The organism is Cupriavidus necator (genome assembly GCF_040578825.1).
GTDB classification, from domain to species: domain Bacteria; phylum Pseudomonadota; class Gammaproteobacteria; order Burkholderiales; family Burkholderiaceae; genus Cupriavidus; species Cupriavidus necator_E.
The window spans coordinates 1-19,815 of sequence record NZ_JBEFLI010000037.1; the positions used below are offsets into that span (position 1 = coordinate 1).

At 66.9% G+C, this 19,815-nt stretch carries 19 protein-coding genes; 8 read left to right on the forward strand and 11 right to left on the reverse strand.

Translation table 11 applies throughout. The features are described from left to right. The first annotated feature begins 35 nt into the window (after positions 1-35). A complete protein-coding gene (locus AB1I47_RS18715; protein WP_354685299.1) occupies positions 36-344 on the forward strand; it encodes an H-NS histone family protein in 309 nt (102 codons plus the stop codon). Between the two features lie 160 nt (positions 345-504). Here AB1I47_RS18715 and galE read toward each other — a convergent pair whose 3' ends face one another. Both galE and AB1I47_RS18725 read right to left on the reverse strand, forming a co-directional pair. Beyond that, positions 505-1,524, reverse strand: coding sequence for a UDP-glucose 4-epimerase GalE (gene galE / locus AB1I47_RS18720; protein WP_354685237.1), 1,020 nt, complete (start codon positions 1,522-1,524; stop codon positions 505-507). A gap of 192 nt (positions 1,525-1,716) precedes the next feature. Further along, positions 1,717-2,760: a tyrosine-type recombinase/integrase gene (locus tag AB1I47_RS18725; protein ID WP_354685238.1), complete on the reverse strand. Its 1,044-nt coding sequence runs from the start codon at positions 2,758-2,760 to the stop codon at positions 1,717-1,719. Between the two features lie 204 nt (positions 2,761-2,964). Here AB1I47_RS18725 and AB1I47_RS18730 point away from each other — a divergent pair, with 204 nt between their 5' ends. Together AB1I47_RS18730 and AB1I47_RS18735 are read left to right on the forward strand one after the other, a co-directional pair. Then, positions 2,965-3,399: a nuclear transport factor 2 family protein gene (locus AB1I47_RS18730; protein ID WP_354685239.1), complete on the forward strand. Its 435-nt coding sequence runs from the start codon at positions 2,965-2,967 to the stop codon at positions 3,397-3,399. 83 nt (positions 3,400-3,482) lie between these two features. Continuing rightward, on the forward strand, positions 3,483-4,478 hold the full coding sequence (locus AB1I47_RS18735) for an NAD(P)H-dependent flavin oxidoreductase (RefSeq protein WP_354685240.1): 996 nt from the start codon (positions 3,483-3,485) through the stop codon (positions 4,476-4,478). A gap of 46 nt (positions 4,479-4,524) precedes the next feature. On the opposite strand, the gene AB1I47_RS18740 is transcribed toward AB1I47_RS18735, so the two are convergent. Next, complete coding sequence (locus tag AB1I47_RS18740) at positions 4,525-5,106, reverse strand: PadR family transcriptional regulator (protein WP_354685241.1); 582 nt, start codon at positions 5,104-5,106, stop codon at positions 4,525-4,527. Between the two features lie 344 nt (positions 5,107-5,450). Between AB1I47_RS18740 and AB1I47_RS18745 the strand changes: the two genes are divergently transcribed. Beyond that, complete coding sequence (locus tag AB1I47_RS18745) at positions 5,451-5,681, forward strand: hypothetical protein (protein WP_354685242.1); 231 nt, start codon at positions 5,451-5,453, stop codon at positions 5,679-5,681. 599 nt (positions 5,682-6,280) lie between these two features. Here the strand turns inward: AB1I47_RS18745 and AB1I47_RS18750 are convergent. Together AB1I47_RS18750 and AB1I47_RS18755 are read right to left on the reverse strand one after the other, a co-directional pair. Further along, positions 6,281-6,589 (reverse strand): cupin domain-containing protein, encoded by a 309-nt coding sequence (locus tag AB1I47_RS18750; RefSeq protein ID WP_354685243.1) that lies wholly within the window; start codon positions 6,587-6,589, stop codon positions 6,281-6,283. A 74-nt stretch (positions 6,590-6,663) separates the two neighbouring features. Next, positions 6,664-7,794 (reverse strand): alpha/beta fold hydrolase, encoded by a 1,131-nt coding sequence (locus tag AB1I47_RS18755; protein WP_354685244.1) that lies wholly within the window; start codon positions 7,792-7,794, stop codon positions 6,664-6,666. 213 nt (positions 7,795-8,007) lie between these two features. On the opposite strand from AB1I47_RS18755, the gene AB1I47_RS18760 reads away from it, so the two are divergent. Then, positions 8,008-8,244, forward strand: a complete 237-nt coding sequence (locus AB1I47_RS18760) for a hypothetical protein (RefSeq protein ID WP_354685245.1) — start codon at positions 8,008-8,010, stop codon at positions 8,242-8,244. 30 nt (positions 8,245-8,274) lie between these two features. Here the strand turns inward: AB1I47_RS18760 and AB1I47_RS18765 are convergent, their stop codons facing one another. Together AB1I47_RS18765 and AB1I47_RS18770 are read right to left on the reverse strand one after the other, a co-directional pair. Beyond that, positions 8,275-9,624 carry an MFS transporter gene (locus AB1I47_RS18765; protein ID WP_354685246.1) on the reverse strand — a complete coding sequence of 450 codons (1,350 nt, stop codon included), beginning with the start codon at positions 9,622-9,624 and terminating at the stop codon, positions 8,275-8,277. Between the two features lie 77 nt (positions 9,625-9,701). Then, positions 9,702-11,456 (reverse strand): IlvD/Edd family dehydratase, encoded by a 1,755-nt coding sequence (locus AB1I47_RS18770; protein WP_354685247.1) that lies wholly within the window; start codon positions 11,454-11,456, stop codon positions 9,702-9,704. 211 nt (positions 11,457-11,667) lie between these two features. Here AB1I47_RS18770 and AB1I47_RS18775 point away from each other — a divergent pair, with 211 nt between their 5' ends. Further along, positions 11,668-12,654, forward strand: a complete 987-nt coding sequence (locus AB1I47_RS18775; RefSeq protein ID WP_354685248.1) for a LysR family transcriptional regulator — start codon at positions 11,668-11,670, stop codon at positions 12,652-12,654. A 20-nt stretch (positions 12,655-12,674) separates the two neighbouring features. Here the strand turns inward: AB1I47_RS18775 and AB1I47_RS18780 are convergent, their stop codons facing one another. From AB1I47_RS18780 to AB1I47_RS18795, 4 genes are all read right to left on the reverse strand, one after another. Then, positions 12,675-13,850 (reverse strand): L-rhamnonate dehydratase, encoded by a 1,176-nt coding sequence (locus AB1I47_RS18780; RefSeq protein ID WP_354685249.1) that lies wholly within the window; start codon positions 13,848-13,850, stop codon positions 12,675-12,677. Positions 13,851-13,967: 117 nt separating this feature from the next. Next, positions 13,968-14,990 (reverse strand): 4-hydroxythreonine-4-phosphate dehydrogenase PdxA, encoded by a 1,023-nt coding sequence (locus AB1I47_RS18785; RefSeq protein WP_354685250.1) that lies wholly within the window; start codon positions 14,988-14,990, stop codon positions 13,968-13,970. Between the two features lie 21 nt (positions 14,991-15,011). Continuing rightward, positions 15,012-15,980: a Bug family tripartite tricarboxylate transporter substrate binding protein gene (locus tag AB1I47_RS18790; RefSeq protein WP_354685251.1), complete on the reverse strand. Its 969-nt coding sequence runs from the start codon at positions 15,978-15,980 to the stop codon at positions 15,012-15,014. Between the two features lie 111 nt (positions 15,981-16,091). Next, positions 16,092-17,048 carry a LysR substrate-binding domain-containing protein gene (locus tag AB1I47_RS18795; RefSeq protein WP_354685252.1) on the reverse strand — a complete coding sequence of 319 codons (957 nt, stop codon included), beginning with the start codon at positions 17,046-17,048 and terminating at the stop codon, positions 16,092-16,094. Positions 17,049-17,183: 135 nt separating this feature from the next. Between AB1I47_RS18795 and AB1I47_RS18800 the strand changes: the two genes are divergently transcribed. Both AB1I47_RS18800 and AB1I47_RS18805 read left to right on the forward strand, forming a co-directional pair. Beyond that, entirely contained in the window at positions 17,184-18,116 is a 933-nt protein-coding gene (locus AB1I47_RS18800) for a dihydrodipicolinate synthase family protein (RefSeq protein WP_354685253.1), read from the forward strand. Between the two features lie 113 nt (positions 18,117-18,229). Beyond that, the gene (locus AB1I47_RS18805) at positions 18,230-19,813 is read left to right on the forward strand and encodes an aldehyde dehydrogenase (NADP(+)) (protein WP_354685254.1); all 1,584 of its coding nucleotides are present in this window, start codon (positions 18,230-18,232) and stop codon (positions 19,811-19,813) included. The last annotated feature ends 2 nt before the right edge of the window (positions 19,814-19,815 follow it).

Genomic DNA, 19,815 nt, shown 5'->3' on the forward strand with positions numbered 1-19,815 from the left:
CCCGCATTCCACCCCACCCGGAAACCGAGGACGCAATGTCGACTTATCAGGAAATCGTTCAGAAAATCAATGAACTGCAGAAGCAAGCCGAGGAAATCAAGGCGCGCGAACAAGCCGCAGTGATCGCGGATATTCGCGAGAAAATCGAGCAATATGGCCTGACCGCGGACGACCTCGGTTTTGGCGCCAAGGCCCCTGCCGGCAAGAAGGCCGCCAACCGCAAGGTGCCGGTACGCTACCGCGACAGCGCCGGCAATACCTGGACCGGCCGTGGCAAGCGCCCGGGCTGGCTGACCCAGGCCCTGGCCCAGGGCAAATCGGTCGAGGACTTCCTGATCCGCTGATCGCTCGATCCGGCTCACGGCAAAACGCCACGGAAATAATCCGTGGCGTTTTTGTTTTGGGACAGGGGAAACGCCGTCGCCCAGTCCCTGGAACGTAGCGAAACGGCGCCGCAGAAACGGGTACGCGCTGCCTTTTCCCCTTGCCTTCTTCCCTCGCCCGTCAGGCGCCAAACCCCTGGGGGTTCATCGACTGCCAGCGCCATGAGTCCTGGCACATCCGGTCGATGTCGTGGCGTGCACGCCAGCCCAGCAACTGGTTGGCCAGCGCCGGATCGGCATAGCACGAGGCGATATCGCCCGGGCGCCGGGCCACGATTTCGTACGGCACCGGCTTGCCGCTGGCGCGCTGGTAGGCCTCGACCACCTCCAGCACGCTGTAGCCGCGGCCCGTGCCCAGGTTGACCGTCATGCCCTTGCCTTGCTCGCGCAGATAGACCAGCGCGGCCAGGTGGCCGTCGGCCAGGTCGCAGACGTGGATATAGTCGCGCACCCCCGTACCATCCGGGGTGGCGTAGTCGCCGCCGAATACCATCAGTTTCTCGCGGCGCCCGCCGGCCACCTGCGCCACATATGGCATCAGGTTATTCGGAATCCCGCGCGGATCTTCGCCGATCCGCCCGCTTTCATGCGCGCCGACCGGATTGAAATAGCGCAGGTAGGCAATGCGCCATGTCGGATCCGATTTTTCCAGGTCACGCAGGATTTGTTCGCCCATCAGCTTGGTCTGGCCATACGGATTGGTCGCCGACAGCGGGAAATCCTCCAGGATCGGCACCGTATGCGGATTGCCATAAACCGTGGCCGAGGAACTGAACACGAGCTGTTTCACCCCGGCCGCGCGCATCGCCGCGCAAACCGTCAGCAGGCCGTCGAGGTTGTTGCTGTAATACTCCAGCGGCTGGCTCACCGATTCGCCCACCGCCTTGAGTGCGGCAAAATGAATCACCGCGCCGATGCGGTGTTCGGCAAAGAGGCGGTCGAGCAGCGCGCGGTCGCGCACATCGCCCTGCACAAAATGCGGGGCCTGCCCGGTAATGGTGGCAAGCCGCTCCACCACCACCGGGCTGCTGTTGCAAAGATTATCCAGGCCGATCACGTTGTAGCCGGCATTGAGCAGCGCGACCCAGGTATGCGAGGCGATATACCCGGTGGCGCCGGTAAGGAGCAATGTTTCGGACATGGAAATGGGTGTCGGATTCGGTTCTGGGCCGGCAGCAGCTGTCCGGCCGGTTCAGGATATGGCGTAAGCGCCGCTTGGTGCCGCGGCGCCCGGCCACGCGAAGTCACCTATTATCCACGATGTGCCACGGGGGCAGGTCAGCCAAGGGCACCCAGGCCGCGCGCCCGGATCAGGACCGGGATCGGAGAAGGGTCAGGACCCGGACAGGAGTTCGGCAGGATTGGACGGATTTACCACCAGCCCGGCGCGTGCCTGCCAGGCTTCATAGGCAGCGTGCAGACGCCATCCCGACTCCAGGTCGCGCATGCCCAGGCATTGCGCCACCTCAGCCGGCGCGGTGCCGGCATCGAAATGCATTGCCGCGCAGGTATTGCGCAGCGTCTGCGGCGACGCGCGCTCACTGCGGCCGGCCAGCACGCCCGCCTCGTCCAGCAGGATCTCCACGCGCCGGTAGACCGACGCCGCATGCATCGGCCGCCCCGCCGGCATCGCCGGAAACACCAGGCTGCCCAGCGTGCCCGACGCCTCCCGCAGCGCCAGCCACGCCCGCAGCGGCGCATGGGCCAGCGGGAACAGCGGCACGGTATAAGCGCGGCCGTTGTCGGGGCGCACCATGCGCAGCGCCATCCGGCCCGGCGCGCCGTCGTCGCCGAGCGCCTCGACTCGCAGCGCGCGGGCTTCCGCCACCTTCAGTCCACCGCCCAGCAGCACCGCCAGCAGCGCCGCGTCGCGGGCGCGCTTCCATTGCGTGGGCGAGGCCGCGCCACGCTCGTCGCCTGGCGGCGGCAGACCGGCCGGGCCCAGGATGCGCGCGACCAGCAGGTCGCGCTCGCCGGGCAGCAGAAAGGCGGTGGGATCGTTCTCGCCCTCGGCCAGGTGCGCGCGCACCGCCTGGCTGCCGGGGTTGTGCATGCCTTCGCGCAGCCGCGCCAGGTGGTGGAACACCCGTTCGATCAGCCGCGTATAGCGATAGCGGTGCGACTTGTGGAGCTGCTGCGCGTCCAGGAATTCGCCGATCTGCTCAGCGGACCAGCTCAGCGGCGGCAGCCCGCGCTCGGCAGACCAGCGCAGCAGCTTGCCCCACATCGCGCGGTACACCACGCTGGTGCCGTGGCGGAAGCCGTGGCGCGCCAGCCAGCCGTCAAAGGCGCGCTCCGGATGGTCGCGCCACGCGGCCAGGTCGGCATCGAACAAGGCCGCCTGTTCGGGGTGGGCGGCGTTGGGCTTAGTGATCACTGACTCTCCTGCTTGGCTACGGCCGGCGGTAGCTGGGGTGGCGATGGGGATTGCGCTTATTGTAGACAACGCGTCACTGCGCCGCGGTGCTCACTGGGATGGCTTGCACAGTGCCACGGGCCGTGCTACCTTTCGATTCACTATGCAACTGGTTGCATAGCGGCGCATAAAAACAGCAGGCGCCCCTGAGTCCAAGGAGACCCCGTGACCAACACCAACCTGATTCCCGCCGCGCAGGCCTCGCTCGAGGCCTGGCACCAGATGATCGCTTCCAACTCCATGGCCGGGCTGGACGCCATCGTCGCCGACGACGTCGTGTTCCGCTCGCCGGTCGCGCATACACCGTATCCCGGCCGCGCCGCCATCGTGCTGGTGCTGACCACGGTGAACCAGGTGTTCCAGGACTTCCGCTACTACCGCAGCTTTGTCAGCGACGACGGCCACAGCGTCGTGCTCGAATTCAGCGCCACCGTCGACGGCAAGGCGCTCAAGGGCATCGACATGATCCGCTTCGACGACACCGGCCGCATCGCCGAATTCGAAGTCATGGTCCGGCCGCGCTCGGGCCTGGAGGCGCTGGCCGCCGCCATGGGTGCGCGCCTGGCCAGCCAGAAGGACGTGCTGACCGGCGCGGCCTGACACGGCGACACCTGACACGCCGACACCTTTACGCAAACCCAGCCAGATTTCCGCATCACCGTACTACCCAGGAGACTTCACCCATGGCCCTTCCCGCCCTGCTGCAGAACCGGCTGTCGCTGCCGGTGGTCTGCTCGCCGCTGTTCATCATTTCCAACCCCGACCTGGTGATCGCCCAGTGCAAGGCCGGCGTGGTGGGCTCGTTTCCCGCGCTGAACGCGCGCCCCGCGCCCAAGCTGGAAGAATGGCTGGACCGCATCACCACCGAACTGGCCGAACATGACGCGAAGCACCCGGACCGTCCGTCGGCACCGTTCGCGGTCAACCAGATCGTCCACAAGTCGAACGACCGGCTCGAACATGATCTCGAGATGTGCGTGCGCTACAAGGTGCCGATCGTGATCACGTCGCTGGGCGCTCGCACGGAGGTCAACGAAGCGGTGCATTCGTACGGCGGCATCGTGCTGCACGACGTGATCAACAACACGTTCGCGCGCAAGGCCATCGAGAAGGGCGCCGACGGGCTGGTGGCGGTGGCCGCCGGCGCCGGCGGCCATGCCGGCACGCTGTCGCCCTTTGCGCTGCTGCACGAGATCCGCGAATGGTTCGACGGCCCGCTGCTGCTGTCGGGGGCGATCTCCAGCGGCGACGCCATCCTTGCCGCGCAGGCCGCGGGCGCCGACCTGGCCTATATCGGCTCGGCCTTTATCGCCACGCAGGAAGCCAATGCGCAGGACGGCTACAAGCAGATGATCGTCGACAGCAGCGCCAACGACATCGTCTACTCGAACCTGTTCACCGGCGTGCACGGCAACTACCTGCGCGGCAGCATCGAGCGCGCGGGGCTGGACCCGGCCGCGCTGCCGCAGTCCGATCCGTCGAAGATGAATTTCGGCTCGGCCAGCGCCAAGGCGTGGAAGGATATCTGGGGCGCCGGCCAGGGCGTGGGCGCGATCAAGCGCGTGGTGCCGGCGGCTGAGCTGGTGCGCCGCTTTGCCGAGGAATATGCGCTGGCGCGCCGCCGGCTGGGCCTGGGCGAAGCCAGTGCGGCGGGTGCGCGCGCGGTCGATTTGGCCTGAGGCGCTTCGGTTTTCGCTGCGAACGCCGGCTGCAAGGCCGGCGTTTTTATTTTGCCGCGGCGGCCTGCCTGGCGTGCTTCTCCAGCAACGGTAACAGCTCTTCGCCCCAGGACACCCAGTCCTGCTCGAAGCGGATGCCCCGCCGCAGCAAGGCATAGCGCAGCTGCTGCGCGCGATCCATGTCCGGCGCCGAGAAATCGCGCCGCTCGATCGCGAGATAGGTTTCGAGCCGCGCCTGGTGCAGCGCGATCAGCCGCCGCATTTCGTCGCCCAGCCCCAGCGGCCCGATCACCGCATCGGCGCGCAGCTTGACCAGGATCTCCTCGCGCTGGTCCAGCCCGGCACCGGGCGACAGCACCCACCGCACCAGTTCGTCGCGTCCGGCGGGCAACACCCGGTAGACCTTCTTGCGGTTCTTGCGATCGGCGGCAGCGCCCTCGCCTTCCGCTACCTCGGTCTCGTCGGCAACGATCCAGCCGCTGTCCGCCATCCGCCCCAGCTCGCGATAGATCTGCTGGTGCGTGGCATGCCAGAAATATCCGATGGAACGGTCAAAGCGCCGCGCCAGGTCGTAACCGGACGACGGCTTCTCGATCAGGGAAATCAACAACGCGTGCTGGGTCGACATGCGGCTTGGCAATGGCCCGTCGGGGGGACGGTTTCATGATTTTTGGAAGGCGGATGCGGCACCGGGACGCACGCGTCGGCAGCCGCACTCCGCCAGGCTGGACGTTATGGTATCGCAACAGCAGACCCGTCCCGCAATGGCCGTCACTGCACCTGCTGTTATGCGGAAATCACAATTCGATCGAAACATTTTGTCACATTTATCATTTTAGAAATTTATCCGCAAACAGACTTAAAAAACGCTGAATAGCATTTTCCGCGCGACTGCCATACATTCCATACATTGATCTCGTGCGAGCGAAAACCGCCCCCGGCCGCACCATGCACTAATTCAGGAGTATGTCCATGAGCGGAAGACCCATGTTTGCCACTGAGCGCGACGTCGCCCGCGACGCCGACGCCTATGACCGTCGCGCCTTTGGCCTGATGCCCCAACTGGGCGACAAGGCACCCATTTATTACCGACTGCCGGACACGCCCGAAGGCCACCATATCAAGGAATACGCCAGCGGCTTGCGCCAGCTGGTGCGCTTTGTCGGCGTCGAGGAACAGGTCGTCAAAATCAGCCTGAAATAACAGGCACGCAACGCTTTCCTGTGGTTGTTGTCTCCTCCGAGCCCGATCCTGCGGGCAGGGACCTTGGACCCGCGATCTTCGCGGGTTTTTTCTTGGTACCTCGGCGATTTCCGAGGAGCACGCCGTAGAAAACGAGGTCCGTGACGGTTCGCCGCTATCCCCGCCGGGCGCGCATCTGCCCGCGGGGGCAAACTATATCGACCTGGCCGATGGCCGCGATTTCGTCAACGGGATTACGTGCCTCGACCAGGCCGCCCGGGATCGCGGCGTATTTGTGACGAGCGGCGCAAGCTCATTGCCCGCTCTCTCGTCCGCCGTGGTCGACCGCTACCTGCGGCGGTTCGGCCGGCTGGAAGCGATTCGCCATGGCATCGGCTCCGGCGCACGATCGCCCGGCGTCGCCACGATGCGCGGTGTGTTCGGCTACTGTGGCAAGGCATCTTCCCGGCTGGAAGACGGCCGGTGGTGTACAGCCTCTCTGCTTGCATCTGGTCGTTGCTTGACGGCTCGTGGTGTTGGTGTCGATGCTCGGGCGGCTTCGCTGTTGGTGTCGATGCTCGACGGGTATCCGCAGCGAACACGGTACCAAGTGCACGGCATCACCCCCTAGCCCCGCGATACGGCTCCCTGCGATCGTGAGCGCGCCCGCCCCGCTCCATCGGCCGCACCACCACCAGACACAACATCGCCGCCAGCACACATCCGATCCCACCAACCTGCGTGATGATGTCGCCGCACACCGCCTCCACCATGCCGCGGCCGCTGCAGGAGCGGTGGCCGCCGCGCACGATGACCCCGATGCCGTACTGGTCGTGCGTATGCCGCCCGAAGGTACGGCGCGAGCTGGCCTCGACGGCCTGCACGCCGGCGACGGCGCAGCGCTGCACGCGGAAACGTCCTTCTGGCATGGGCACGGCATCGGTTGGTCGGGGAATACCGTGCATCCTAGCGGCACGCGGGCGCCGCGTACAGGCGGCTGGCTTCAGAGCTGCGGCGCCCGGCAGGCCGCACCGTCCTTGCTGGACGCTTCGGCCGGGCCGAACACGGCCTGCGCGCCGCACTGCGAGCCGAACATGCGCGCCTGGTCATGGCCCACGCCCACCACTTCATAGGCCTGATGGCGGATCACCAGCCCCGGGCTGGCAAGGTAGCGCTCATAGCGCAGGTAACCGCGCGCACGCTGCAGCCGCGTGGGGCCTTCGGCCTCGGCACCGCAGGTCTTGTCGAGCACGCGGTGATTGGGGTCGTTGTCTTCCGTACCGGCGAGGTAGGTCACCTGGCGCCCCGCGTAGCGCTGGTACAGCGACAGGCCGTTGGCGCCCTTCGCGTACGGCACGATGTCCTGCATGCCATAGCGGTACTTGTCGTAGTCGGGGCAGACGGCCTTGTCATACGGCGCGAACGACTTGCCGTCCGGCCCCGCAGGGCGCTCCGGCGTGAAATAGAGATAGGACGACGGGTTCGCCACCACGTAGCGCAGGTCAATCCCGCGCGCGCGGATGCGTTCGTCGACATTGTTCAGCACCGCATAGCGATGCACGATCTGCGCGCCGCCGGAGTGGCCCGCCACGGTCACCCTGTTCACCCGCGGCAGCCGCGCTTTGTCAGTGACAAAGGCGACAAGATCGTCCAGCACCTGCAGCGAGCTGACCGAAAACGGCGCGTTGACCGCGTTCTCGCCGCTCAGCCAGCCTTGCACCGACCAGTGCAGCATGCCGTCGAAGCCCTTGCCCTGGTCGGGCGTGCCGGGGAAGTTCGGCGCAATCAGCAGCACCTCGTCGGGATTGCGGGCGCTGGCCTTGAGCAGCGCGGCGCCGGCGGCGTAGTAGTCGTCGCCATTGCGCTGCAGGCCGTGCTGCACGAACACCACCTCACGGATGCGCGACAGGTCGTCGTAGAGCCGGTGGTTGGCATAGACCGGGAAGTCATAGCCTGTGCCAAGATGCACCCGCTGCCAGTGCGGCTTGGCGGCGGCAGCCTCGGCTACTTGGGCGGCCGGGGGCGGGACTTCGGGCGCGCTGGCACAGCCACCCAGCGCGGCCATGACGATGGCGGCACAGGCCAGGCGCCGGCAAGGGCTGCTTTGCAGCATGAGAGCAATGGCTGGATGCATGGGATGGCGTCTCCGGTTTGGCAATCCGCCAATGGTAGGCCAGTAGCCAGGGCGTTGAAAAATATATCGCCCCATGGATCCATGCCATGCAAATCCGCGCAGCGGGACTGGCAGGGATTGCAAACGGCGGCCCCAGCAAGCCGCCGCGCCGGCAGGAACGAAGGTTGCAGCAAAGCTGCAGGTCACTACCCAGCGCAAGCAAGAGGCAGTTCTATGTACATGGTCTACTGGTCCGAAGCCAACGCCGCCGGGCTGACGCCCCACGCGCAGTCATTTCCCAGCGATTCGATGCGCGAAGCGCTGCACTTCACCGAAGCGCTGCGCCAGCGCCAGCATGCGGGCGAGCCGGTGAGCTTTGTCACGCTGTGCTCGGAGAACCCCAACTCGGTAGGACGGGCCGGCGCGGCCGATCCGCCGCCGGATTATGAGTGGAAGAAAAGGCGACCTTGACACCAGCGCCGCCTTTCATGCCACGGGTGGTCAGACGCCTGCCGGAGCCGCCGCTGGCCGCAGCGCCGCGCGCACCACGAACGCCATCAGGACCGCGAACAGCAGCATGGCCGCCAGGAAGTACAGACCGGCCGCCAGGCTGCCCGTGGCGTCCTTGATCACGCCGATGCCGTACGGGCCGAAGTAGCCACCGAGGTTGGCCAGCGAATTGATGGTGGCGATGCCCACCGCCGCGCTGGCGCCGGTCAGGAACTCGCCCGGCAACGCCCACACCACCGCCTGGATCGAATAGATCGAGAACGCAGTCAGGCAGATAAACAGGAACTGCAGCACCGGCGACTGCACCCATGCGCTCAGCGCCATCGTGACCGCGGCCATGCCCGACACCACCACGATATGGCCATACCGTTCGCGCTTGCGGTCCGAGTGGCGCGGCACCAGGTACAGGCCCACTACGGCAAACAGGTACGGCACCGCCGACAGCATCCCCGTCATCGCATCGGTGACGCCGAACTGCTTGATGATGGTCGGCAGCCACAGCGACAGCCCGTAGATGCTCAGCGGAAACGGCAGGAACAGCAGCGACAGCAGCAGCACGCGCTTGTCCTTGAGCGCATGCAGCGGATTGCCGTGCGGCTTGAGCGCATAGGCCGCCTGGTCAGCGGCCAGTTCGCGCTCGATCCACGCGCGGTCGGCCGGGGCCAGCCATGCGGCATGGGACGGCGATTCGGGCAGCAACCTCAGCGTCGGCAGGCACAGCAGCACGGCGGGCAGTCCGCTCAGCACGAACAGCGTCTGCCAGCTCGACATGCCGAACAGCCCCGGCGTGGACAGCACCAGTCCCGCCAGCGGCCCCGTGATGATCAGCGCGATCGGCTGCGCCAGCACCAGCAGACCGATGATCCGTGCGCGATGCCGCATCGGGAACCACTTCGTGAGGAAGTAGAGAATGCCCGGATACAGGCCGGCTTCGGCCGCGCCCAGCAGGAAGCGCAGCACGTAGAAGCTGTGCGCACCGCTGGTCAGCGCCATCGCCATGGTGATCACGCCCCAGGTCAGCAGGATGCGCGCAAACCAGCGGCGCGCGCCGAAGCGCTCCAGCGCCAGGTTGCTCGGCACTTCGCACAGGAAGTAGCCGACGAAGAACAACCCCGCGCCAAGGCCGTACGCGGCATCGCTGATGCCGATCGCCGCGTTCATATGCAGCTTGGCGAAACCGACCACCGAGCGGTCGATATACGCGACCACATAGATCAGCGCGAGGAACGGAATCAGCCGGCGCACCAGCATGCCGATGATGCGGTTTTCTTCGAGTGCTTGCGTACTTGCATCGTGCGTCGGGGCGGCGCGCTCCAGGGGCGCGGTCTGGGTGCCTTGCATGGCGGGTCTCCTGTTCTTGTCGTATGTGAAATCGCGCCGGCTGCGCGTTGGCAGCCGGCGGTGTGGCGCAAAGGCGCTCAGTGCGAATGGCGCGGCACTTCGCGCCCGCGGCAGCCCACCAGGAAATCGAGGTCGCAGCCTTCATCGGCCTGCAGCACGTGATTGACGTAAAGCTTGCGATAACCGCCATCGGCGGGTGCCTCCAGCGGCTGCACATCGGCCATGCGGCGCGCGAACTCGGCTGCGTCGATATCGAGATGCAGGCGCCCGGCCTCGCAATCGAGCTCGATCCAGTCGCCGTCGCGCACGATCGCCAGCGGCCCGCCGGCGGCGGCCTCGGGCGCCACGTGCAGCACCACGGTGCCGTAGGCAGTACCGCTCATGCGCGCGTCGGAGATGCGCACCATGTCCTTGACGCCCTGGCGCAGCAGCTTGGGCGGCAGGCCCATATTGCCGACCTCGGCCATGCCCGGATAGCCGCGCGGGCCGCAGCGCTTGAGCACCAGCACCGAGTTCTCGTCGACATCGAGCGATTCGTCGACGATGCGCTCCTTGTAATGCTCCAGGTTCTCGAACACCACCGCGCGGCCGCGATGGCGCAGCAGTTTGGGCGTCGCCGCCGACGGCTTGAGCACCGCGCCGCGCGGCGACAGGTTGCCGCGCAGGATACGGATGCTGCCGTCGCGGATCAGCGGCTGGTCGAGCGGTCGGATCACTTCGTCGTTGGTGATGGGCGCATCCCTGACGTTGTCCCAGAGCGCCTTGCCGTTGACGGTCAGCGCACCGGGGTGCGGCAGCAAGCCCGCCTCGCCCATGCGGCGCAGCACGGCCGGCAGTCCGCCAGCGTAATAGAACTCTTCCATCAGGAAACGGCCCGACGGCATCAGGTCGACGATGGTTGGCGTGTCGCGCCCCACCTTGCTCCAGTCTTCCAGCTCCAGCGGCACGCCGATACGTCCGGCGATCGCCTTCAGGTGGATCACGGCATTGGTCGAGCCGCCCATCGCGGCATTGGTGCGGATCGCGTTCTCGAACGCCTGGCGCGTCAGGATCTTCGACAGCGTCAGGTCTTCGCGTGCCATCTCGACGATGCGGATGCCGGACATATGCGCCAGCACGTAGCGGCGCGCATCGACCGCGGGAATCGCCGCATTGTGCGGCAGCGAAGTGCCGAGCGCCTCGGCCATGCACGCCATGGTGGAAGCCGTGCCCATGGTATTGCAGGTGCCCGCCGAGCGCGACATGCCCGCCTCTGCCGACAGGAACTGGTGCAGGTTGATCTCGCCCGCCTTCAGCGATTCATGCAGCTGCCACACCGCGGTGCCCGAGCCGATGTCCTTGCCGTCGAGCTTGCCGTTGAGCATCGGCCCGCCCGTGACGACGATGGCCGGCACATCGCAGCTCGCCGCGCCCATCAGCAGCGCCGGCGTGGTCTTGTCGCAGCCGGTCAGCAGCACCACCGCATCGATCGGGTTGCCGCGGATCGCTTCCTCGACATCCATCGCGGCCAGGTTGCGCGTCAGCATCGCGGTCGGGCGCAGGTTGGATTCGCCGTTGGAGAACACCGGGAACTCGACCGGGAAGCCACCGGCCTCGTACACGCCGCGCTTGACGTGCTCGGCCAGCTTGCGGAAGTGCGCATTGCACGGCGTCAGTTCCGACCACGTATTGCAGATGCCGATCACCGGGCGGCCGTCGAAGGCGTGGTCCGGGATGCCCTGGTTCTTCATCCAGCTCCGGTACATGAAGCCGTTCTTGTCCGCGGTGCCGAACCACGCCGTCGAGCGCAGCGGCTTGCGTTGCTTGTCCTGCTTGTCCTTGGGATCCGACATGCTGTTCCTGGTGCGATGGCCGCCATGGCTGGCGGCGGGAATGGCAGGGACGACGGATCCAGCGGCATTGCGTCACGGTGGCGCGGCGCCCCGCTGTCTCCGGTCGTTCTTGTTTGGTCGGACGGAGTGTATGCAGCTTGCCGATATGCTACTAATGAAGAGTTCGCCGTTTGCCATATCGATTCCGGCATTGGTAATAACCCTTACCCCGATGCAAGCCTCCGCCATTTCTTCCGCCCCCGACGCCGCCGTGCCCGCCTGGCATAGCCATACCCGCCTCAAGACCCGCCAGCTATTGCTGCTGCTGGCCGTAGCCGACGAAGGCAGCATTCACCGCGCCGCCGAGCGGCTGGCGCTGACGCAGCCTGCGGCGTCCAAGCTGCTGCGCGAACTGGAAGAGATGCTGTCGGTGCCACTGTTCGAGCGCCTGCCGCGCGGCATGGCGCCGACCGACTACGGCCGCGCGATGATCCGCCATGCGCGCGCGGTGATCGGCAGCCTGAACCAGGCGCGCGACGAAGTGCTGGCGCTGAAGGCGGGGCGGCTCGGCCACGTGGCGATCGGCGCGATCACCTCGCCCGGCGTGCGGCTGCTGCCGCCGGCGATCGCGCGGATCAAGGCGCGCTACCCGGGGCTGCGCGTGTCAGTGGAGATCGACAACAGCAACGTGCTGCTCGACCGCCTCGGGCAGGAAAAGCTGGATATGGTGGTGGCGCGCCTGTTTCCCGAGCATGACAAGGGCAGGCTGCGCTATGAGCCGTTTGCCGAAGAGCCGGTCTGCGCGGTAGTCCGGCCCGGCCATCCGATGCTGTCGGCGCGGGACCTCACGCTGGCCGACGCCACCGACGCCGCATGGCTGATCCCGCCGGCGGGCACGGTGCTGCGCCACCGCTTCGAGCTGATGTTCCAGCGCGCCAGCCTGGCGCCGCCGACCAATGTGGTGGAGACCGCGGCACTGCTGTTCCTGACGCGCATGGTGACGCAATCGGACATGATCGCGGTGCTGACGGCAGACGTGGCGCAGTACTACGCCGCATTCGGCATGGTGGAGATCCTGCCGATGGCAATGCCCTGCCATATGGATGACTTCGGCCTGATCACGCCGACCGACCGGCTGATGTCGCCCGGCGCGCTGCTGGTGGCCGATGCGCTGCGCGAGACGGGGCAGCAGATCTATGGCGGGCAGGCGCCGGCCTGAACCGGCGCGTGCCGCTTTCTTCAGCCGATGATGTCGAACTGGCTGAAGTACTCCTCGTTCAGCTCCAGCCCCAGCCCCGGCAGGTTGTCGTCGAGCTGCAGGTAGCCGTTGTCCGGCGCGGGATCGCCCTTGAAGATGTAGTAGAACAGCTCGTTGCCGACCTCGACGTCGTGCACCGGGAAATACTCCGCCATCGGCGATGCGGTCGACGCCATGGTCAGGTGGTAGTTGTGCATCTGCCCGGCGTGCGGGATCACCGGCACCGACCACGCCTCCGCCAGCGCATTGATCTTCTGCGCCGCGGTGATGCCGCCGACGCGGTTGGTGTCGTACTGGATCACGTCCACCGCGCGGCGCTCCAGCAGGTCCTTGAAGCCGTACGAGGTGAACTCATGCTCGCCGCCGGAGATCGGGAACGGGCTTGCCTTTTTCAGTTCGACATAGCCTTCGATATCGTCGGCGATCACCGGCTCTTCCAGCCAGCGCGGGTTGAATTCGGCCAGTCGCGGCAGCATGCGGCGCGCGTATTCGAGCGTCCAGCCCATGTAGCACTCCAGCATGATGTCGACGCCGTCGCCCACCAGCTCGCGCAGCAGGCGCACCTGCTCGATATTCTTCAGCATGCCGGCGGGGCCGTCCTTGGGGCCGTAGCCGAAGCGCATCTTCACCGCGGTGAAGCCCTGGTCCAGGTAGCGCTGCGCTTCGGCCAGGAAGGCGTCCCGGTCATCGTTGTTGTAGAGCTTGGAGGCGTAGCACCAGATCTTTTCCTTGGTGCGCCCGCCCAGCAGCTTGAACACCGGCTTGCCGACGGCCTTGCCCATCAGGTCCCACAGCGCGATATCCACCGCCGAGATCGCCGCCATGCCGATGCCCTTGCGGCCCCAGGCATGGGTGCGGCGGTACATCTTCTGCCACAGGTATTCGTTGTCGAACGGGTCCTGGCCGATCACCACCGGCGCCAGGTACTGGTCGACGATTTCCTTGGCCACGCGCGGGGCCAGCGCGCAGTTTCCGATGCCGACCAGGCCGGTGTCGGTCTCTACCTCGACCACCATCCAGCCGTGGAAGCGGAACGAGCCCATGGCGTCGCCGCGCTCGAACAGGATGTCGGTGGCATTGGTGCAGAAATGCGCCTGCGGCGGCACGGTCTTGCCCTTCCATTCGAAGACGCGGGCACGGACGTTGGTGATCTTCATGTTCAGCTCCTGTTGGCTTTTCTTTGGCGCGAACGCTCCCCGGCCGCGCCGGGAGCGGTCATGCTGGTTTCGGTGTTGGGCAGGCCGCGCCGGCACTCACCGGCGCGAGCGGGATCGTCAGGCTTTGGCGGCGGCGCGTCGTTGCGCACCCATGCGGCAGGCAATCTGGAAGGCCTGCTGCGTCGCGCCCGGATCGGCGCGGCCCTGCTGCGTGATATCGAACGCAGTGCCGTGCGCCGGCGTGGTGATCGGCACCGGCAGTCCGCCCTGCACCGTCACGCCGCGCGAGAAGCCCATCAGCTTGATGCCGATCTGGCCCTGGTCGTGGTACATGGTGACGATGGCATCGAACTGCCGTTGCGACGGGCCGCCCTGCACCTTCAGGAAGATGGTGTCGGCGGGGAACGGCCCTTGTGCTTCCACGCCGCGCTCGCGGGCGGCAGCCACCGCCGGGGCAATCACGTCGATCTCCTCGCGGCCGAAGGCGCCGTTGTCGCCGTTGTGCGGATTGAGGCCGCACACGGCGATACGCGGGCGCGCCATGCCGGCGCGGCGCAGCGCCTGGTCGATCAGGTCGATGGCGGCGCCGACGCCTGGCTGCGTGATCATTGCCGGCACGTCCTTGAGCGCCACATGCGAGGTCACCCGCGACGTCCATAGTCCGTCCAGCACGTTGAACTCGCAGAAGTCGCCGTGGTAGCCGAGCTGCTCGGCAAACCAGTGCAGCTCATCGCTGTGCGCCATGCCGGCGGCATGCAGCGAGCTTTTGTTCAGGGGCCCGAACAGGATCGCGTCGGCCTGGCCCGCCTGCGCCAGTTCCAGCGCCAGTGCCAGCGTGCCGAGGCTGTAGCGGCCGCCTTCCGCGCTGGCCGCGCGACGTGGATACACGGGCTTGTCAGCCAGCGCCCAGTGGTACAGCCGCGGCGCGCTGCCATCGGCAAAGACCGGCGCATCGGTCTCGGCCAGTGCCACCTCGACGCCGGCCACCTGCATGCCGCGGCGCCATTCGTCGCGGTCGGCGATCAGCAGGATGTCGGCCTGCGCGCTGGTGGCCGGATCGGCCAGCAGCCTTGCGATCAGTTCGGGGCCGATGCCGGCGGGGTCGCCCAGCACCATGGCGATTCTTGGACGGGAATTCATGGAGCTTCCAGGAAATAAACCTTAATCGAGCTTGACGCCGAGTTCGGCGATCAGCTTGCCATAGCGCGCGTACTCAGCGCGCGAAAACGCATCGAACTGCGACGCGGTCAGTGCGCCCGGCACCGCGCCTACATCGGCCAGCCGGCGCACGGTATCGGGATCCTTGATCACGGCGTTCAGCGCGGTACCCAGCTTCTGCAGCGTGGCGGGCGGCGTGCCGGCCGGCGCATAGACGCCGTACCAGGCGCTCATCTGGATGCCGGCCACACCGGCTTCGGCCAGCGTGGGCACATTGGGCAGTTGCGCCGAGCGCTTGTCGGCGGTGACCGCCAGCGCGCGCAGCTTGCCGGCCTTGATATGGCCGATCACGGACGGCATGGTCTCGAAGCTCATGTCCACCTGCCCGCCCATCAGGTCCACCAGTGCGCTGCTGCTGCTCTTGTACGGCACGTGCAGCAGCTTGCCGTGGATCTGGCGGGCAAACGCGGCGCCGGCCAGATGCTGCGTGCTGCCGACGCCCGACGAGCTGTAGCGGAACTTGTCCGGGCTGGCCTGGATCTGCGCGACCAGCGCCTTGACGTCGCGCGCCGTCACCTGATTGTTGACGACCAGCACATTGGGCACCGTCGACACCAGCGCCACCGGCGCCAGGTCCTTCAGCGGATCGAACTGCAGCTTGAGCAGGTGCGGCGCGATCGCCTGCGAGGTCACCACGCCCATCAGCAGCGTGTTGCCATCCGCCGCGGCCTTGGCGGTGATGTCGGCGGCGATGGTGTTGGAGGCGCCGGGGCGGTTGTCCACGACGACGGGCTGCTTCAGCTGCGCGGCGAGTTTGTCGGAGACGATGCGTGCCATCACGTCGGTGCCGCCGCCGGGTGCCGCACCCACCATCAGCCGCACCGGCCGCGTGTCCTGTGCCGAGGCACCGGTCGTGACTGCCGCGGCTACCGTTGCCATGCCGGCGAGTGCGCCGGCGATCCATGTCTTCATTGCTGTCTCCGTGGTTATGCTGATCCGGCTCTTGCGGCGCGGATGGGCAGACTATAGGAGCATCAGCGATTCGCTACTACTGATCATTTTTGAACTGGCGATCACCTGGTGTTATACCTCGTGCGCTGACTTGCCTGCTGCGCGCGGCATGGCTTTCAGGATAGCGACGAGCTGCCGCGCCGCCGCGGACAAGCCACCGCCACGCCGTGTGACGATGCCGAACGTTTGCTGCCGCGACTGCATGCGCACAGGCAGGATGCGCAGCATTTTCTGGCGCGCGAACAGTGCGGCGACGCCGGCCGGCAACAGTGATACCAGTTCCGGGTCACGCTGCAGCATGGTCACGGTGACGAACGCCGACGAGGTCGAGATCGCATTGGCGGGGAAGCTGACGCCGGCCAGGTCCAGCTCGCGTTGCAGCAGGGCATGCATCGGCATATGGCCGGCATAGGTGATCCAGCGATAACCCGCGAGGTCAACAAACCCCAACGAGCGCGCACGCGGCGCCGGATGCGAATGGCCGACCACGACCGCGACCTGCTCATCGCCGAGCGGGTGGTAGTGATACTTCGCCGGTTCGTCGCTGACCAGCGAGCGGCCGATGACGAGGTCGAGATGACCGTCATCGAGCAGCCCCAGCAGGCGCAGGCTGGTGTCCTCGATGATCTCCAGCGACAGGTCCGGCTGCGCCTGCCGCAGCTGTTCCAGCGCCGGCACCAGCACATCCGGCACCGCACCCATGATCGTCCCAACGGCCACGCGCCCGCCGCTGCCGGCGCGGATGCCGGCCACTTCCTCGCACATTGCGCCCAGGTCGGCCACCAGTTGCCGTGCATGGCGGATCACGCAATGGCCGAAGGCGTTGGACCGCATGCCGCGCTTCGAACGCTCGAACAGCGGCGCTTCCAGCATGCCCTCCAGCTCCTGCAACGACTTGCTCGCCGCCGACTGGGTCATGGCCATGGCCGCGGCGGCCTGGTGCAGCGACTGGTGCTCGTCCAGCGCGATCAGCAACTGGAGCTGTTTCATGCGCAGCCGGCCGGTCAGGGTGTCGAGGGTGGATTTCATCGGCAGGATGGTGATTCCTGAAAGCGATCACCAGATGGAAAGGTTTCAATATACAGCGCCCGCCCCGGCTCGTATATTGGCCCGCACCATATCAACGGGCCGTCGCGCTGCCGCGCCGGCCAGCCGGAGAAGACCATGCCCCAAGCCCGATCCACCCCCGTCTACCGCGGCGTATTCCCGGTGGCACCGACCATCTTCGACGAACAAGGCGGACTCGACCTTGACGGCCAGCGCCGCTGCATCGACTTCATGATCGATGCCGGCTCGCACGGCATCTGCATCCTGGCCAACTTCTCCGAGCAGTTCGTGCTGACCGACGACGAACGCAACGTGCTGATGAAGACGGTGCTGGAGCATGTGGACGGCCGCGTGCCGGTGATCGTCACCACCACGCATTTCAGCTCGCGCATCTGCGCCGAACGCAGCCGCGCGGCGCAGGACGCCGGTGCCGCGATGGTGATGGTGATGCCGCCCTATCACGGCGCCACCATCCGCGTGCCCGAGCGCGGCATCTACGATTTCTTCGCCACGGTCTCTGGTGCCATCGATATCCCGATCATGATCCAGGACGCGCCGGTCAGCGGCACCACGCTGTCCGCGCCTTTCCTCGCGCGCATGGCGCGCGAGCTGGCCAATGTCTCGTACTTCAAGATCGAAGTGCCGCAGGCCGCGGCCAAGCTGCGCGAGCTGATCGAACTGGGCGGCGACGCCATCGTCGGCCCGTGGGACGGCGAAGAGGCGATCACGCTGATGGCGGACCTGGAGGCGGGTGCTACGGGTGCGATGACTGGTGCGGGCTTTCCGGATGGTATCCGCAAGGTCCTGGATGCGTGGCAGGCCGGCGATGCCGAACAGGCCGCGCTGCACTATCAGCAATGGCTGCCGCTGATCAACTATGAGAACCGGCAGGGGTGGCTCGCGACCAGCAAGGCGCTGATGAAGGAAGGCGGCGTGATTGCATCGGACGCGGTGCGCCATCCGCTGCAGCCGATGCATCCGGCTACGCGCGAAGGGCTGATGAGGATTGCGCGCAGGCTGGATCCGTTGGTGTTGCGCTGGGGGCGTTGAGGGCGTTGAGGGAGTCTCCACGAAGTCACGGCACTCGCTATGCCACCGCCCAAGGTAGCAAACACCCCCACACCAGGCACCAGGCCCGTTCCATCTCTCTCACAGGACAAGACATGACCATCACAGGCGAACTCCTGATCGGCCGCCAGTCGGTACGCGGCACCAACGGCACCATCCACGGCATCGACGCAGCCACCGGCGCCTCCCTGGACCCCGCCTTCGGCGGCGCCACGCGCGAACAACTCGACCAAGCCTGCGCCCTCGCCTGGCAAGCCTTCGACCCCTATCGCGAAACCACCCCCGAACGCCGCGCCGATTTCCTCGAAGCCATCGCCATCAACATCCTCGCACTGGGCGACACGCTGATCGAACGCTGCACCACCGAATCCGGCCTGCCGCGCGCCCGCATTGAAGGCGAGCGCGGCCGCACCGTGGGGCAGCTACGCATGTTTGCCGCCATGCTGCGGCAAGGCGATTTCCTCGAACTGCGCGTCGATCCCGCCCAACCGGAGCGCAAGCCGCTGCCGCGCGCCGACCTGCGCCTGCGCCATATCCCGCTGGGACCAGTGGCCGTATTCGGCGCCAGCAACTTCCCGCTGGCGTTCTCGGTCGCAGGCGGCGACACCGCTTCGGCACTGGCCGCAGGCTGCCCCGTCATCGTCAAGGCGCATCCGGCACACCCAGGCACCTCGGAACTGGTCGGCCGCGCCATCCAGCAAGCGGTGCGCGACATGGACCTGCCCGAAGGCACCTTCTCGCTGCTGTGCGATGCCGGACTGGAAATCGCCCAGGGCCTGGTAGCTGACCCGCGCATCAAGGCGGTCGGCTTCACCGGCTCGCGCGCCGGCGGCATGGCACTGATGGCCATCGCGGCCGCGCGCTCCGAACCGATCCCGGTTTTTGCCGAGATGAGCAGCGTCAACCCGGTGCTGCTGTTCCCGCATGCGCTGGCCAACCGCGCCGAAGCCATCGGCACGGCCTTCGCCGATTCGCTGACGCTGGGCGCCGGGCAGTTCTGCACCAACCCCGGCCTGGTGCTGGCTGTGACGGGCGGCGACCTGAGCCGCTTCACGCACGCTGCAGCGGCGCGCCTGGCGAGCCTGCCGGCAGCGACGATGCTGACGCCTGGCATCCATCGCGCCTATTGCGCGGGCATCGACACCCTTGCCGCGCATCCGCAGGTGCAGACCATTGCGCGCGGGCAGTCGGGCGCCGGCTCGCAGGGACAGGCGGCGCTGTTCGCCACCGATGCCGACGCCTTCCTGGCGCACGAGCCGCTGCGCCATGAGGTCTTTGGCGCGGCCTCGCTGGTGGTGCGCTGCCGCGATCTCGCCGAGATGCGGCGCGTGATCGATGCGCTGGAAGGCCAGCTCACCGCGGCCCTCCATCTCGACGAGGCCGATCACGACGCGGCACGCAGTTTCCTGCCCGCGCTGGAGCGGCTGGCAGGACGCATCCTGGTCAACGGGTTCGGCACGGGCGTGGAAGTGGGACATGCGATGGTGCACGGCGGCCCGTGGCCGGCCACATCCGATGGCCGCAGCACCTCGGTCGGCAGCCTGGCAATCGCGCGCTTCCTGCGTCCGGTCTGCTACCAGGACATGCCGGCGGCGCTGCTGCCACCGTCACTGCGCCCGGACAGCCCGCAGCGCCAGGCATGGCGTCTCGACGGCAAGCTGCAAGGCGCTCGGGGCTGACG

Coding starts and splice junctions, on each gene's coding strand:
- AB1I47_RS18715 (WP_354685299.1), top strand. CDS start 36: ATGTCGACTTATCAGGAAATCGTTCAGAAAATCAATGAACTGCAGAAG.
- galE (WP_354685237.1), bottom strand. CDS start 1,524: ATGTCCGAAACATTGCTCCTTACCGGCGCCACCGGGTATATCGCCTCG.
- AB1I47_RS18735 (WP_354685240.1), top strand. CDS start 3,483: ATGGCCCTTCCCGCCCTGCTGCAGAACCGGCTGTCGCTGCCGGTGGTC.
- AB1I47_RS18740 (WP_354685241.1), bottom strand. CDS start 5,106: ATGTCGACCCAGCACGCGTTGTTGATTTCCCTGATCGAGAAGCCGTCG.
- AB1I47_RS18745 (WP_354685242.1), top strand. CDS start 5,451: ATGAGCGGAAGACCCATGTTTGCCACTGAGCGCGACGTCGCCCGCGAC.
- AB1I47_RS18750 (WP_354685243.1), bottom strand. CDS start 6,589: ATGCCAGAAGGACGTTTCCGCGTGCAGCGCTGCGCCGTCGCCGGCGTG.
- AB1I47_RS18755 (WP_354685244.1), bottom strand. CDS start 7,794: ATGCATCCAGCCATTGCTCTCATGCTGCAAAGCAGCCCTTGCCGGCGC.
- AB1I47_RS18760 (WP_354685245.1), top strand. CDS start 8,008: ATGTACATGGTCTACTGGTCCGAAGCCAACGCCGCCGGGCTGACGCCC.
- AB1I47_RS18765 (WP_354685246.1), bottom strand. CDS start 9,624: ATGCAAGGCACCCAGACCGCGCCCCTGGAGCGCGCCGCCCCGACGCAC.
- AB1I47_RS18770 (WP_354685247.1), bottom strand. CDS start 11,456: ATGTCGGATCCCAAGGACAAGCAGGACAAGCAACGCAAGCCGCTGCGC.
- AB1I47_RS18775 (WP_354685248.1), top strand. CDS start 11,668: ATGCAAGCCTCCGCCATTTCTTCCGCCCCCGACGCCGCCGTGCCCGCC.
- AB1I47_RS18780 (WP_354685249.1), bottom strand. CDS start 13,850: ATGAAGATCACCAACGTCCGTGCCCGCGTCTTCGAATGGAAGGGCAAG.
- AB1I47_RS18785 (WP_354685250.1), bottom strand. CDS start 14,990: ATGAATTCCCGTCCAAGAATCGCCATGGTGCTGGGCGACCCCGCCGGC.
- AB1I47_RS18790 (WP_354685251.1), bottom strand. CDS start 15,980: ATGAAGACATGGATCGCCGGCGCACTCGCCGGCATGGCAACGGTAGCC.
- AB1I47_RS18795 (WP_354685252.1), bottom strand. CDS start 17,048: ATGAAATCCACCCTCGACACCCTGACCGGCCGGCTGCGCATGAAACAG.
- AB1I47_RS18800 (WP_354685253.1), top strand. CDS start 17,184: ATGCCCCAAGCCCGATCCACCCCCGTCTACCGCGGCGTATTCCCGGTG.
- AB1I47_RS18805 (WP_354685254.1), top strand. CDS start 18,230: ATGACCATCACAGGCGAACTCCTGATCGGCCGCCAGTCGGTACGCGGC.